The organism is Bradyrhizobium guangdongense (assembly GCF_004114975.1).
Lineage (GTDB): Bacteria > Pseudomonadota > Alphaproteobacteria > Rhizobiales > Xanthobacteraceae > Bradyrhizobium > Bradyrhizobium guangdongense.
In genome coordinates, this window is sequence record NZ_CP030051.1 from 1,827,879 (window position 1) to 1,840,864 (window position 12,986).

Genomic DNA, 12,986 nt, shown 5'->3' on the forward strand with positions numbered 1-12,986 from the left:
TAAATTAGGTCTGTGGTCCTCAGAATTTGCTGCTCTTGACCTTTCGACGACAGCGATGTGAGACCTCCAAGAAAGCCCTCGGGATGCCCCCCGAGGGCTTTTTCCGTTAATCGGGCCGGTTAACTGAAGGTTACTAAGCCGGATGCGGGCCCTGTTGCCCCCGTGCAACATTCGGTTCCGAAGTTTCGATTTACCAAATCAACAAATTGAGGCGGTTGTTTTTATAAACTATACGTGAGTCCACGATGGAGGGGGCACCTCGCTGTCGTTTCAGTTCCGAACCTTCTGTGCGGACTGGATTGAACGGAAATTGAAGAGGGCAGAGCGGCCTCCCATCGGGGAGCCGAGCCCCCGGAACCGACTTGGAGGCTTACTAATGAAGTTGACGAAGATGCTCTTTCTCGGCACGGCCGCCAGCCTGATGGCTGTCTCGGGCGCGTTCGCAGCCGATCTCCCCGTGAAGGCCAAGGCGGTCGAATACGTGAAGATCTGCTCGCTGTACGGCGCCGGCTTCTACTACATCCCGGGCACCGACACCTGCATCAAGCTGGGTGGTTATCTGCGTGCGGATGCCAACCTCGGCACCAACTCGGACTTCAATCCGAACCAGGGCGGTACTGCGGGTGCCCGCAACCGCCTGATGAACTACTACACCTTCCGCGCCCGTGAAGACCTGAACATCGATACCCGCACCGCGACCGAATACGGCGTGGTCCGCACCTTCTTCGATGGCGTCTTCACCTGGACGACCGGCAACTACACCCCGACCGGTTCGGCAACGGGCGGCACCGTGTATAGCGGCGCGCTCGGTCTGAACGCTGCGGGCACCGCCCTCGTCGGTTCGAACGGCAGCGGCAGCGTCAACGGCACCGACGGCAACACCTCGGCCGGTGCACTCGGCGTCTACTACGCTTTCATCCAGTTCGCCGGCTTCACGATGGGTAAGGCCGTGTCGCAGTTCGACGCGCCCTGGACCAACTATCCCGGCAACCTCACCGACAACCTCGTCGGCGGCGGCGGCACCGTTACCGGCGTCACTCAGTTCACCTATACGGCCGACTTCGGCCAGGGCGTGACGGCGTCGTTCTCGGCTGAAGATGCCACGGCTTACTATCAGGCCGGCAACCTGAACATGAGCGGCGCGACGGCGGGCGGCATGATCGGCGGCTCGTATGGCACCAACGCCATCGGCGGTTCGCGTTCGCCGAACCTCGTCGGTGCGGTGCGAGTCGACCAGGCCTGGGGCCTGTTCCAGGCGTCGGTGGCTGCGCATGACAACCACGTTGGCTATTACGGCGCGACCGAAGCCACTGGCCACCCCGACGACAAGTGGGGCTGGGCCGTGCAGCTCGCTCTGTCGATCAAGAACATCCCGACCGGCGCGGGTGACACGATCAACATCCAGGGCGTCTACACCGACGGTGCGACGCGCTACAACTTCCAGAACCTGTCCGGCAGCAGCTATGCTCTGTACGGCAGCTCGAGCGCTGCCGGCGCATACGGCAGCCTCGGCTTCGCCCAGGCGCCCGACACGGTGTTCGTGACCGGCAGCTCGCAGGAAACTGTCAAGACCTGGGGCTTCCGTGGCGCTTACACCCACAACTGGGATCCCTACTGGAACTCCTCGCTCTACGGCGCCTACGCTCAGGCCCAGTTCGGTACGCTCGCCAAGACCACCCTGTGCGGCGCCGGCGGTACTGGCGGCGTGTTCGGCGGCCTGGCTGGTGTCACCAGCTGTAACCCGGACTTCGCGATCGGTCAGATGGGTGTCGTCACCCGCTGGACTCCGGTCAAGAACCTGACGTTCTCCGCGGACCTCTCCTGGACCCACCTCGACCAGAAGTACGCGGGTTCGGTTGGTATCTCTCCGAGCGTCACGACTGCCAAGCCGGTCGCGGTTTACGAGCTGAAGGACCAGGACTCGCTGGCTCTGATCCTGCGCGCCCAGCGCAACTGGTAAGCTCGATCTATCCAGACACGTAACGAGCACCCGGCGGGAAACCGCCGGGTGTTTTTTTGTGCGGGATAGGGCTGTGGGGCGACGGGCAAAACACTGCGGAGGCTGTCAATCCGCTCGCGCTAAAATATTCCGCTTTACCGAAATTCGGAAATGACGTATGTGTCGTCCATCCCGGCTTGGTCTTGAGGGGCGATCGTCCGTCGTCACGTTCGCGAGCCGGGGATGCGGTGGACGCGGCAGCGTCGGCACGATGGGGTGCGGGCAGGGCGGGTAGTCCCTGTGAGCCCGAAACCTGCGTGGGGACGAACGAGGCTGTTCAGTTCGTTGCGCCAACATTCCTGCAGCGCGTGTGCACACTGCTGCAAGACCCTGTGGCCGGCGAATGCGCGTACGGCAAAACCGTGTGGTCCTGGCCGTCGTAGCTACGGTCAAGCTGTCGCGGAGGTGTGGAGCGCCCAACCGGGTTAACTGCATCGCCAATTCGCGAGGCGAGGGAGGCCAGAGGGAAATCGGCTCCCGGGAGAGCGCGGCATAAGCCGTCAAACCATCGCGCAGGGAAGGCCGAGTGATTGGCACCACCTGTATGCTGCTGTGCGGTCCTTTTGCGCTACATCTTCGCGCAGCAGACCGCGGGTGCGAGGTCAGCACCCGGTCTTCCCTGCGCCCTCTTGGATCAGAGGGCGGAAAGATCAAGCAAAGCTCGGGCAAAACGCGCCGCGAGATCGCGAAGGCGTGTCTGCGTCTACAAGCTCGCTGTCATCGCCCGGCTTGACCGGGCGATCCAGTACTCCGAGACGGCCGTGATCGAACCGAGAGGCCGCGGCGTACTGGATTCCCCGCCTTCGCGGGAATGACGCCGCGATTTGGAGAGCAACGTCACACGTCGCAACGAACTGCGCAGCTCAACCCTGGCTTGCGACGCGCGCGCGATCGAAATGTTCCTCGATCTTGGGACGGTCGCGGGTGCGTTCGAAGCTGGTGCAGAGCAGCTCCGTCTCCTCGAGCGAGACGGGAGCGCGATACAACCGGCACATGAATTCCGCGGTCGTGCGTCCCTTGCCCGTGCCAGGGCTGCGTTCGGCGAGGAACATGCAATCGCGGCAGATGCTGGCGTCGAGCCGCTGATGAGCTGCATCGAGATGATTGAGAATCTCGCGGAGCGAGTCGCGAAGCCTGATGCACTCCTCGGTGCCGAGCGAGTTGACCGCATTGACCACGTGATTGATCGGATCGTGCTGGCTCAGGCATTTCTCACCCTGTGGGGTGACGTGCAGAACGACAGAGCGCTTGTCCTCCTGCGACGGTTTGCGCACCAGGAAGGACTTGCTCTCCAGCGTCTTCACGATCTGCGAGGCGGTCGCCCTCGTCGCGCCGATGAACCCGGCGAGTGCGGACGGTGTGCGCGAGAAGCGGTTGGCGCGCCCGAGAAAGCGCAGCGCCATCCACTCCCGATCACGCAACCCGTGCTGATTGCCTTCGAAATACCAGGCTCTGGCCGCCTGAACCAGCAGCTCGACTGCTTCGCGTGCCAACGGCATAAATTCCTACCTCGCTCCGGGAATCGCGTGTGCGGCATCCCGAAGCCGCTCTCCGCCGTCGCCCACGAATGCCTCACGAGATGCCGGATGCGCAGCGATGTCCGATGCGTGCCTCGTACCCGGCTTCAGCGCGAAGGCTTGGACTGCAGGGCATCCGACCTGGACAGATCGGCGTCGCAGAAGTCTGCGCGAGAAACGAGACCGATGGCATGCCAACCGCGGGGCCGTCGAACGAAAGCCCGAGCTGCCGTCACTGCTGGACGATGGATCGGAGTTGTTCAACCGAAGCCCCTGAGTTTCAAAACACACGCAGACGTTTCTTATGTTCGACCGAAACGATGAATGAGCTTCTCAACAAAATCAAGTCAAGACACTCGCGGAGATCGGATGTCGTTGCAGTGGAATGTAAAGTTCAAGACAATCGCGATCTTCAGGACACATGATGGTGAGCGCAATACACGGCCTAAAAGCCGGCATGCACGTAGTTCTACGCTTACCTGGTTGCACGGATATTGCCGATCATGTCGATGCAACCTGATCGAAGCTTGTGCACGACAGGCGAGCGGACCACGGAAATCATCCACAACTTCCGCGATCTGCTTCGGGTCGCGCCAAGAAAGCGTGAGGGGAATTCGGAAGGATTGCACGCGCCGGTTGCTGCGACGTTGTGCCCCGCTATCGCGCGCGTCGGCTTGCAGGCTGAGGCGGGTCGTTTCACCCGAACGGATGAGAGCCGCCTCGCAAACATTGGGGACAATCAAACGCCTGCGCAGCTCGCGCTTCGTGATGACATGCGTTCGTCACACGCGGCGACGCGCGGCTTGCGCCTAGCCGCTGCGCTGCCGCTAGCCGCCCTTGAGCATGTCCCTGAGCTCGCGAAACGGATCGGCGCTCGGCGGAGCGGAGGCATCTTGTCGCATGGCGTCGTAGATTCGCGGAACCATGTCGACCGCCTGGTCGAGCCCGGAATCGCGTCCCGACTGGTAGCCGCCCATCAGGCGGAGATCGCGGGTGTCCTCGTATTTGGCGATCAGGGTGCGCAATTTGCTCACCAGCTCGCGCTCCTCGGGATCCCAGACGTTGTGGGCGAGGCGGGAGACCGAGGCCAGCACGTCGACGGCAGGATAGCGCGCCTGGTCGGCAATGTGCCTGGAGAGCACGATGTGCCCGTCCAGCGTACTGCGGATGGTGTCGGCGATCGGCTCGTTGTGGTCGTCGCCGTCCACCAGCACGGAGAAGATGCCGGTGATGGTCCCGGATCCCTCCTCGCCGGGCCCGGCACGCTCCAGGAGGCGCGGCAGATCGGTGAAGACAGTCGGCGCATAGCCGCGCGCCACCGCGGGCTCGCCGGCCGCAAGCGCGACCTCGCGGGCGGCATGGGCGAAGCGGGTGATCGAATCGACCACAAGCAGCACCGATTCGCCGCGGTCGCGGAAATATTCGGCCACCGCCATTGCCGTCTTCGGCGCCAGCCGGCGCATCATCGGGCTTTCATCGCCCGTCGAGACGATGGTGACCGCGCGGTTGCGGTCGTTGCCGAGCACGTCCTCGATGAATTCGCGCACCTCGCGGCCGCGCTCGCCCACCAGCGCCAGCACGACCGTGTCAAAGCCCTGGCTGCGGGCGAGCATCGCCAGCAGCGTCGACTTGCCGACGCCCGAGCCGGCGAAGATGCCGACGCGCTGGCCGGCGCAGATCGGCGCGAACAGGTCGATGACGCGCACGCCGGTGCGCAGCGGCTTGTGGACGCGCGCCCGTTTCATGGCCGGCGGTGCCTCCGTCTCGGCCGAGACGGTCCGCGATCCCGGCGTGAGAGGACCCATTCCATCCAGTGGTGCGCCGAGCGCGTTGATGACACGGCCCTTCCAGCTCGGATCCGGTGCGAACGACAAGGCCGGCATGCGGTAGGCGACCGAACCGAGCCCGCCGGCAAAGTGCCGATCGAACGGCTTGGCGACAATGCCGTCGCTGTCGATCCGTACCACCTCGCCGATTTGCGGCTTGCCGCCGGAGTTGACGCCGATCAGCTCGCCGAGCCTGACCGAACGCGACAGGCCGGAGACGCGGAAATGCGTCGGCGCGATCTCGGAGATTGCGCCGCTGATGCTGGCCAGCGGTGTACTCTGCTGAAGTTCGAGCAGCGCCCACTCGAGTTGGCGAAGAGCGTTCAAGGAAACCGTCCACCCAAATTACGCGCGAGGCGCAGTCTACTTACCGGGATCGCCCAGCGTCTGAATTGCATTCCGGAGCGTGCTCTCGGTGCCGTCGATCAGCGAGTTGGTGCTGTCGAAAGCGCGCGAGGCCGACATCAGTTTCGTCAATTCCATCATCGGATTGGCGCTGGAGCCCTCGACATAACCCTGCTTGAATCCGTCGCGGCTGAAATCGGCGATGGCGGTGGCGGGCCGGTCGGGCGTGACGCCGGAATTGCCGTAGCGGTCGAGATTGGCGTCGGGTGGAATGTTGAATAGGCCGATGGTGCCGATCTCGTTGTTGTCCTGGGTGATCGCACCGCTGCGCGAGATCGAGACCGGACCGCCGTTCGGATCGAGCGTGAGCTGCGCGCCGCCGGAATCGATGACGGGGAAGCCCGAGACCGTCTGAAGGTCGCCGTTGGGGGCGATCTGGAGCCGGCCGTCGCGGGTATAGACCGTGCCGTTGGGGCCGGCGAAGGCGATCCAGCCTTGTCCGACCACGGCGACGTCGAGCGGGTTGCCGGTCTCGGTGATGTTGCCTTGCTCGCGCGAGATGATGTTCTCGCCGGGCGAGGAGAACGCGACCGGGTTGGCGGCGGCCTTGGAGAGGACCGTCTCGAATTTCACGACGTCGGTGCGAAAACCCGATGTGTTGACGTTGGCGACGTTGTTGGCGATCGTCTGGAGACGCTTCTCGAGCGCGACCTGCGCCGACAACCCCACGTAAAGAGCCGATTGCATGGCTTACCTGTTGAACTTGATGTTCTGAAGTGTCGTGAGCGTGTTGGTGTCCATGCTGGCCGACGCTGTCGACGCGCCGGTGATCAGGACCAGGGCGGGGTTGGTCGAGGTGTCGCTCTGGGCCTGCGTCGCATCCCACATCGCGGCGAAACGCTGCACGAATTTGGTGACCTTGGCCGGGTCCTTGAAATCCGTGAGATTGATGCTCTTCGTGATCATCTTGGCCTGGCCATCGATGTCGCCGGAGCTGACGGTCGGCGACCAGCCGAGCGCGGTCTGCACCACCTGGGTCAGCGCCTTGTCGGCGAGGATCTGGTAGGCATTGCCGATCGAGGAGGCCTTGCGGGTGAAATAGAGCGCGAGCCGCAGGCCCTCGTTCTGGTCGCCGGCGTTCTGCTCCATCGTCTGCGTGACGTATTGGGTGGCCGTGCCGGTGGTCGCTGCGGTGGTCGAAGTTGCGTTGGCGCCGTTTGCGGCGAAATTGAAAGCCGTGGCGAATTCGCGGTAGCGGGAGTCGCTCAGCTTGTTGGCGAAGGAGTCCTTGTTCGACACACCTTCGGTCAGGACCTTCCGCATGAAGGCCTTGGCGTAGGTCATGTCGCTGAGGCCATAGGCCTTCATCGCATAGGAGTACAGCCGGTAGTCCCCCAGGAACTCGTCGATCGTCTTCACCTTGCCGATATGGCTCAGGAAGTAGTCGGTCTCGCGGCTGACATCGGGCTCAGTCGCGACCTGGGTCATCGACTTGCCCATGTTGCTGGTTATTCTGGTGTAGTCCGCGATGGTCGATAGCATGGCACGCGCCCCTTTGGCCGTCGTTGCGACCGCGTTGCAAGCTGCCGCGAATTGCTTGCGCGGGGCTGGCCATGCGCAAGCCAGCTTCGCGCAAGGCTCGCCGACTAGATATCCCCGGTGGGATCGGCGATGGAGTGGCGGGTTGCTCAGTTTCGTGGGGATTTTCATCACGGTGGTGGCGCTGCTCGGCGGATTTGCCGCGATGGGCGGGCACCTGGCCGTGCTCATGCAGCCGTGGGAATTCGTGATCATCATGGGTACCGCAGTCGGCACCTTCATCGTGGCCAATCCCTGGAAAACGGTCGTGGATACAGGGGTCGCCTGCGTGCAGGCCATCACCGGCGCGGTGCCGGGTGAGCGCTATTATCTCGATCTGCTCGGAGCGCTTCATGCCCTGATGCGCGAGCTGCGCGGCAAGGGCCGCAACGAAGTCGAGGCGCATATCGACGATCCCTCGTCCTCGGAGATCTTCAAGGCTTTTCCGAGCGTGCTCGGTGATCCGGCGCTGCTCCAGTTCATCTGCGACTACGTCCGTCTCATCATCATGGGCAATGCGCGCACCCATGAGATCGAGGCCCTGATGGATGAGGAGATTCATACCATCGTGAAGAGCAAGCTGACGCCCTACCATTCGCTGGTGACGGTGTCCGAGGCGCTGCCGGCGCTCGGTATCGTCGCCGCCGTGCTCGGCGTCATCAAGGCCATGGGTGCGCTCGACCAGTCGCCGAAGCTGCTCGGCGGCTTCATCGGCGCGGCGCTGGTCGGTACCTTCGCCGGCATCTTCCTGTCCTACGGCATCATTTCCCCCTTCGCGCTGAAGATCAAAATGACGCGCGAGAAGAAGTGTCGGCCCTACATCATCGTCAAGCAGACGCTGCTGGCGTTCATGAACGGTGCCATGCCGCAGATCGCGGTCGAGCACGGCCGCAAGATGATCTCTAGCGGTGAGCGGCCGTCGATCGACGTCGTCGAGAACGAGACGATCGCAGGCCCCAAGGCCGTCGTGGCCGACGCTGAACCCAAGGCTGCACGCGCATGACGATGGAAGACGTCGAGGTGGATCAGCGAAAGCAGCTGCCGAACTATCTGCTGGACGCGGCCGGCATCTCGATCGAACGCATGCCGATGCTCAATGTGATCTTCGATCGCATGGCGGCATCATGCACGGACAGCCTGCAGCCGATGGCCGGAACGCCTTGCTATTTCTCGGTCAACGGCATCACCAACGATCGCGTCGGCGACATCATCAAGGACTACGAGGGCAATGCGGTCGCCGCCGTGCTCTACGCCGAGCAGTGGGACTCCCGCGTCATCATCGTGCTCGACCGCGACTTCGTCTTCACCATGGTCGAGGCGATGTTCGGCTCCGACGGCGCCGAGCCGCCCCTCGACGTCGAGCGTTCGTTCTCGAACATCGAAATCCGCCTGGTCCAGGCGCTGTTCGAACGGTTCGCCAAGGCGCTGCAAACCGCTTTCGCCGGCACCTCCAACGTCAGTTTCCGTGTCGAGCGGGTCGAGACCGCGATGGCATCGCTGGCGATCGGGCGCAGCGGCAACATGTCGATCTGCGCGAACATCATGCTGCAGGCGCTCTATCGCGGCGGCCAGATGTTCCTGATCATTCCGCACTCGGCGCTCAACCCGCTCAGGCAGAAGCTGGCGCATGTCGTCGTCAGCGAGGGCGGCGCGGCCGATCCGCGCTGGCGCGAGCAGATGGAGAGCGAAGTTCACCGGACCGAGGTGACGCTGAGCGCGGTGCTGGACGAGAAGATGATTTCCCTCGAGGACGTCGTGAAGTTCAAGGTTGGGCAGGTCCTTGAGCTCGAGGCCACGCCGCGCACGCTTGCGCGGCTCGAGAGCAACAACCAGGTGCTGTTCTGGTGCCAGATCGGTCAGCTCGATGGCTACTACGCCATGCAGGTGGCAGATCCCGTCGATCAGAAGCGGGAGTTCGTCGATGATATCCTATCTCGTTGATGCGGTGTTGTTGATTGCGCTGGCCTTCACCAGCATGCGGGTGACCCGGATGCACCGCGAGCTGGCGCGGCTGCGCAGCTACCAGGGCGAGTTCTCGACCATCGTCCACGAGACCGCAGGCGCCTTCGATACCGTGATCAACGCGGCGCATGACTCCACCGCAAATCTGGGCCGGCTCGCCAACGTGCTGAGCACGAAGATCGACCAGGCTCACGAGGCGATCGCGGCGCTCGATGCGCGCAATGGGCTCCGGCCCGCGGCGAGCGTGAGCGGCGCCGAAGCCAACAAACATTAGGACCGGCACGGCCGAAGACGGAACTGAACGTCGCGACGCTCCGGGACTGGAAATACCAAGAGGCGATACCAAATGGCGCAATCCTTCGACTACGAATCTGCAACTGCATCCGATGATGCCGAGACGTCTTCGCTGGAGCGGCTGGCGGACATCGCCGCGCGCACGGCCGAGGAGGCCGGCAAGTTCGCCAATGTCGACGCCATCCTGCGCATTCCCGTCACCATGCAGGTTGTGCTGGGATCGGCGACGATCCCGGTCGCCAACCTGATGAAGCTCGGTCGCGGTGCCGTGGTCCCGCTGGATCATCGCGTCGGCGAGCCCGTCGATGTCGTGGTCAACGGCCGCGTCGTTGCCCGGGGCGAGGTGGTCGTCGTGGAAGAGGACAATTCCCGCTTCGGTGTCTCGCTGACCGAGATCGTCGGACCTCTGGGGCAGAGTGATTCCTGACCATGGCGGCACAGGTCGGCATCGCTCCCATCAAGCAGCGAGGCGTTGCCACGCTCGGCGGAACGGAAAAGGTCGCGGCGCTGCTGCTGGCCATGGGCCGCCAGGCGGCCGCGAGCGTGCTCGCGCAGTTCGAGCCGCAAGACATTCGCATCGTCACCAAGGCCGCAGCTGAGCTGCGGCCGATCACGGCGCAGGAGCTGGAGGCGATCGTCGAGGAGTTTGCCCAGCAATTCTCGATGGGCGCGAACATTCTCGGCACGATCGGCGGTCTCGAAGCCGTGCTTGGCGATGTGCTTCCGGCCGACCAGGTCACGGCGATCATGTCGGACCTGCTCGGCAATTCGAGCCGCTCGGTGTGGGACCGCGTCTCGTCGGTGTCGGAGAACTCGCTGGCGACCTATCTCTCCAAGGAGCATCCGCAGACCGCGGCGCTGATCCTGTCCAAGGTCAAGCCGTCCTGCGCCGCCAAGGTAATGAGCCAGTTGCCGTCGAGCCTGCGCAACGAGCTGATGCGGCGCGTGCTCAGTCTCAAGCCGATCGTCGATGACGCGATGAAGGTGCTCGAGAAGACCCTGCACGAAGACCTGACTCTGAATTTCGCTCGCAATTTGGGAGCCGACACCTACGCCCGCGTCGCCGATATCATCAACAAGATGGAGCGCGGCCATATCGAGGACATGCTGAAGAGCCTGTCGGAAAAGCGGCCGAAGTCGGCGGAGGTGCTGAAGGAACTGCTGTTCACCTTCGACGACGTCGTCAACCTGACGCCGAAGGCGCGGACCATGATCTTCGATCAGGTGCCGACCGATCGCATCGTCATTGCGCTGAAGGGGACCGACAAGCAGTTCCGCGAGCTGATCCTGTCGTCCGTCGCCTCGCGCGTTCGTCGCGTCGTCGAGCACGAGCTGGCGATCGGCGAGCCGTCGAACCAGCGCGACGTGCTGGAGGCCCGACGCGTGATCACCGACCTCGCTCTCGACCTCGCAGAAAAGGGTGAAATCGAGCTCAACCCCGAGCAGGAGGATGAGCTGGTCTTCCGCTGACCGCTGAACCGGCATGGCAGAGACATCCGACCAGGAGAGCAAAACAGAAGAGCCGACCGAGAAGAAAGTCCGCGATGCGCTCGAACAGGGCAGGATCCCGGTCTCTCGGGAGGCGTCCATGTTCGCGTCCATGGCGGCACTGATTATCATTCAGGCGTTCCTGATCGGGCAGGGCGTGCAGCAGCTGACGCCGACCTTGATGGGTTTCATCGACGATCCTGGCGGCTTTCGGCTCAGGACCGCGGCGGATGCGCAGAACCTTCTCACCGTGGTAGGCCTCGAGGCCTTGCGGTTCCTGGTGCCACTGGTCGTGATCCTGGCGGTGTTCGGGCTTGCGGCCTCGCTGCTGCAGAATGCGCCCCGTCTGGTGCTGGATCGCATCATGCCGGATTTCTCGCGCATCTCGCCGGCCAGCGGCTGGAGCCGCATCTTCGGCACGCAGGGTCTCGTGGAATTCGCCAAGTCGGTGTTCAAGCTTGCCTCGGTGACATCAGTCGTCTGCTTCGTGCTGCGATCGTCGGAGGCGAGGGCGTTCGAGGCGATGTATACCGATCCGGTTGCGCTGCCCGAGATGATCCTCACCATCGCGATGCGGATCGTATCGGCGATCTGCATCGCGACCATCGTGCTGGTCGCGATCGACCTTGCCTGGGCACGCTTCCACTGGCGGCGCGAGCTGCGCATGACCAAGCAGGAGATCAAGGACGAGCACAAGCAGGCCGAGGGCGATCCGTTGATCAAGGCGCGGCTGCGTTCGCTGGCGCGCGACCGCTCTCGCCAGCGCATGATCTCATCGGCAGCACGCGCGACGCTGGTGATCGCCAACCCGACGCATTTCGCGATCGCGCTGCGCTACCAGCGCGAGGAGAATCCCGCACCGCTCGTGGTGGCCAAGGGCATGGATCTGGTCGCGTTGAAGATCCGCGAAGTCGCCGAGCAGAACAAGATCCCGGTGATCGAGAACAAGGCTCTCGCACGCGCGCTCTACGAGGCGGTGCAGGTCGATCAGGTGATCCCGGCCGAATTTTTCCGCCCGGTCGCCGAGATCATCTACTTCCTCCAGTCGAAGCAGACGCCGCGACCCGAGAAGGTGCGGTAGAGTTCCGAGGATGCTGCTTCGCGCAACAGCTTGACGAAAGCTTAACGCCCTAGGGTTCTTTGCAATGAACCATAATGGGGCCGTCGTGGGACCGCTTTATCTCTTCGAACTCGCATCGTCGCAAGCGCGCTGGCTCGAGCTTCGCCAATCGACCATCGCCACCAACGTCGCCAACGCCAATACGCCGGGCTTCAAGGCGCGCGACGTCGAGCCGTTCAACAAGGTGCTCGACGGAATGCCGGTGAGGCTCGCGACGACGTCGCCCGCGCATATGCAGCTGTCTCCGGCCGAAACCGATACGCGCGCGACGGCGAAGAAGGACAGCTGGGACGTCGTCCATTCCGGCAACTCGGTCAGCCTCGAGCAGGAGATGATCAAGGGCAACGACGTCAACCGCGACTACTCGATGAATTCGGCGATCGTGCGGTCGTTCAACCGCATGATTCTGACAGGTGCGAAGGTCTGAGGTGAACTGACATGCTTGACCCTCTCTCGGCTTCATTGACGGTTGCGAGCTCCGGGCTCGAAGCGCAATCGACCCGCATGCGCATCGTCTCGGAAAATCTTGCCAATGCCAGCTCAACGGGGCGCACGGCCGGTGCGGATCCGTATCAGCGCAAGACGATCACGTTCGATGCGGCGATGGATCGCGCATCGGGCACGCAGCTGGCCAAGGTCAAGGAAATCGGTGTCGACACCACGCCCTATCGCGTCGAGTACGACCCGGGACACCCGGCGGCCGACAAGGCGGGCTACGTCAAGATGCCCAACGTCAACATGATGATCGAGATGGCGGACATGCGGGAAGTCAACCGGTCCTACGAAGCCAATCTCCAGGTCGTGAAGCAGGTCCGGTCGATGCTCGGCATGACCATCGATCTCCTGAGGAGCTGACA

13 protein-coding genes are annotated in these 12,986 nt (G+C 63.3%); 9 read left to right on the plus strand and 4 right to left on the minus strand.

Translation table 11 applies throughout. The annotated features are described in order from the left end of the window. Positions 1–376 precede the first annotated feature (376 nt). Positions 377–1,960: a porin gene (locus X265_RS08760; protein WP_128964447.1), complete on the plus strand. Its 1,584-nt coding sequence runs from the start codon at positions 377–379 to the stop codon at positions 1,958–1,960. A gap of 902 nt (positions 1,961–2,862) precedes the next feature. Here the strand turns inward: X265_RS08760 and X265_RS08770 are convergent. From X265_RS08770 to X265_RS08785, 4 genes are all read right to left on the minus strand, one after another. After that, positions 2,863–3,498 (minus strand): MarR family winged helix-turn-helix transcriptional regulator, encoded by a 636-nt coding sequence (locus tag X265_RS08770; RefSeq protein WP_128964448.1) that lies wholly within the window; start codon positions 3,496–3,498, stop codon positions 2,863–2,865. A gap of 845 nt (positions 3,499–4,343) precedes the next feature. Beyond that, complete coding sequence (fliI, locus tag X265_RS08775) at positions 4,344–5,669, minus strand: flagellar protein export ATPase FliI (RefSeq protein ID WP_128964449.1); 1,326 nt, start codon at positions 5,667–5,669, stop codon at positions 4,344–4,346. 36 nt (positions 5,670–5,705) lie between these two features. After that, positions 5,706–6,434: a flagellar basal-body rod protein FlgF gene (gene flgF / locus X265_RS08780; RefSeq protein ID WP_128964450.1), complete on the minus strand. Its 729-nt coding sequence runs from the start codon at positions 6,432–6,434 to the stop codon at positions 5,706–5,708. A 3-nt stretch (positions 6,435–6,437) separates the two neighbouring features. Beyond that, positions 6,438–7,229 carry a DUF1217 domain-containing protein gene (locus tag X265_RS08785; RefSeq protein ID WP_128964451.1) on the minus strand — a complete coding sequence of 264 codons (792 nt, stop codon included), beginning with the start codon at positions 7,227–7,229 and terminating at the stop codon, positions 6,438–6,440. A gap of 142 nt (positions 7,230–7,371) precedes the next feature. Between X265_RS08785 and motA the strand changes: the two genes are divergently transcribed. The 8 genes from motA to flgC all read left to right on the plus strand — a co-directional run bounded on the left by motA (position 7,372) and on the right by flgC (position 12,984). Beyond that, the gene (gene motA / locus X265_RS08790; protein WP_164938475.1) at positions 7,372–8,268 is read left to right on the plus strand and encodes a flagellar motor stator protein MotA; all 897 of its coding nucleotides are present in this window, start codon (positions 7,372–7,374) and stop codon (positions 8,266–8,268) included. Further along, positions 8,265–9,206, plus strand: coding sequence for a flagellar motor switch protein FliM (locus X265_RS08795; RefSeq protein ID WP_128964453.1), 942 nt, complete (start codon positions 8,265–8,267; stop codon positions 9,204–9,206). The genes motA and X265_RS08795 overlap by 4 nt, the downstream gene beginning before the upstream one ends. After that, entirely contained in the window at positions 9,187–9,501 is a 315-nt protein-coding gene (locus tag X265_RS08800) for a hypothetical protein (RefSeq protein WP_128964454.1), read from the plus strand. The genes X265_RS08795 and X265_RS08800 overlap by 20 nt, the downstream gene beginning before the upstream one ends. Positions 9,502–9,573: 72 nt before the next feature. Next, on the plus strand, positions 9,574–9,948 hold the full coding sequence (gene fliN / locus X265_RS08805; RefSeq protein ID WP_128964455.1) for a flagellar motor switch protein FliN: 375 nt from the start codon (positions 9,574–9,576) through the stop codon (positions 9,946–9,948). A 2-nt stretch (positions 9,949–9,950) separates the two neighbouring features. Next, positions 9,951–10,991 carry a flagellar motor switch protein FliG gene (locus X265_RS08810; protein WP_128964456.1) on the plus strand — a complete coding sequence of 347 codons (1,041 nt, stop codon included), beginning with the start codon at positions 9,951–9,953 and terminating at the stop codon, positions 10,989–10,991. Positions 10,992–11,004: 13 nt separating this feature from the next. Continuing rightward, a complete protein-coding gene (gene flhB, locus X265_RS08815) occupies positions 11,005–12,090 on the plus strand; it encodes a flagellar biosynthesis protein FlhB (RefSeq protein WP_128964457.1) in 1,086 nt (361 codons plus the stop codon). Between the two features lie 64 nt (positions 12,091–12,154). Further along, positions 12,155–12,556, plus strand: coding sequence for a flagellar basal body rod protein FlgB (gene flgB, locus X265_RS08820; RefSeq protein WP_128964458.1), 402 nt, complete (start codon positions 12,155–12,157; stop codon positions 12,554–12,556). 11 nt (positions 12,557–12,567) lie between these two features. After that, complete coding sequence (gene flgC, locus X265_RS08825; protein WP_128964459.1) at positions 12,568–12,984, plus strand: flagellar basal body rod protein FlgC; 417 nt, start codon at positions 12,568–12,570, stop codon at positions 12,982–12,984. The last annotated feature ends 2 nt before the right edge of the window (positions 12,985–12,986 follow it).

Excerpts from the sequence above, each read along its gene's own strand:
- X265_RS08760 (WP_128964447.1), top strand. The coding sequence starts at position 377 with ATGAAGTTGACGAAGATGCTCTTTCTCGGCACGGCCGCCAGCCTGATG.
- X265_RS08770 (WP_128964448.1), bottom strand. The coding sequence starts at position 3,498 with ATGCCGTTGGCACGCGAAGCAGTCGAGCTGCTGGTTCAGGCGGCCAGA.
- flgF (WP_128964450.1), bottom strand. The coding sequence starts at position 6,434 with ATGCAATCGGCTCTTTACGTGGGGTTGTCGGCGCAGGTCGCGCTCGAG.
- X265_RS08785 (WP_128964451.1), bottom strand. The coding sequence starts at position 7,229 with ATGCTATCGACCATCGCGGACTACACCAGAATAACCAGCAACATGGGC.
- X265_RS08795 (WP_128964453.1), top strand. The coding sequence starts at position 8,265 with ATGACGATGGAAGACGTCGAGGTGGATCAGCGAAAGCAGCTGCCGAAC.
- X265_RS08800 (WP_128964454.1), top strand. The coding sequence starts at position 9,187 with ATGATATCCTATCTCGTTGATGCGGTGTTGTTGATTGCGCTGGCCTTC.
- fliN (WP_128964455.1), top strand. The coding sequence starts at position 9,574 with ATGGCGCAATCCTTCGACTACGAATCTGCAACTGCATCCGATGATGCC.
- X265_RS08810 (WP_128964456.1), top strand. The coding sequence starts at position 9,951 with ATGGCGGCACAGGTCGGCATCGCTCCCATCAAGCAGCGAGGCGTTGCC.
- flhB (WP_128964457.1), top strand. The coding sequence starts at position 11,005 with ATGGCAGAGACATCCGACCAGGAGAGCAAAACAGAAGAGCCGACCGAG.
- flgB (WP_128964458.1), top strand. The coding sequence starts at position 12,155 with ATGAACCATAATGGGGCCGTCGTGGGACCGCTTTATCTCTTCGAACTC.
- flgC (WP_128964459.1), top strand. The coding sequence starts at position 12,568 with ATGCTTGACCCTCTCTCGGCTTCATTGACGGTTGCGAGCTCCGGGCTC.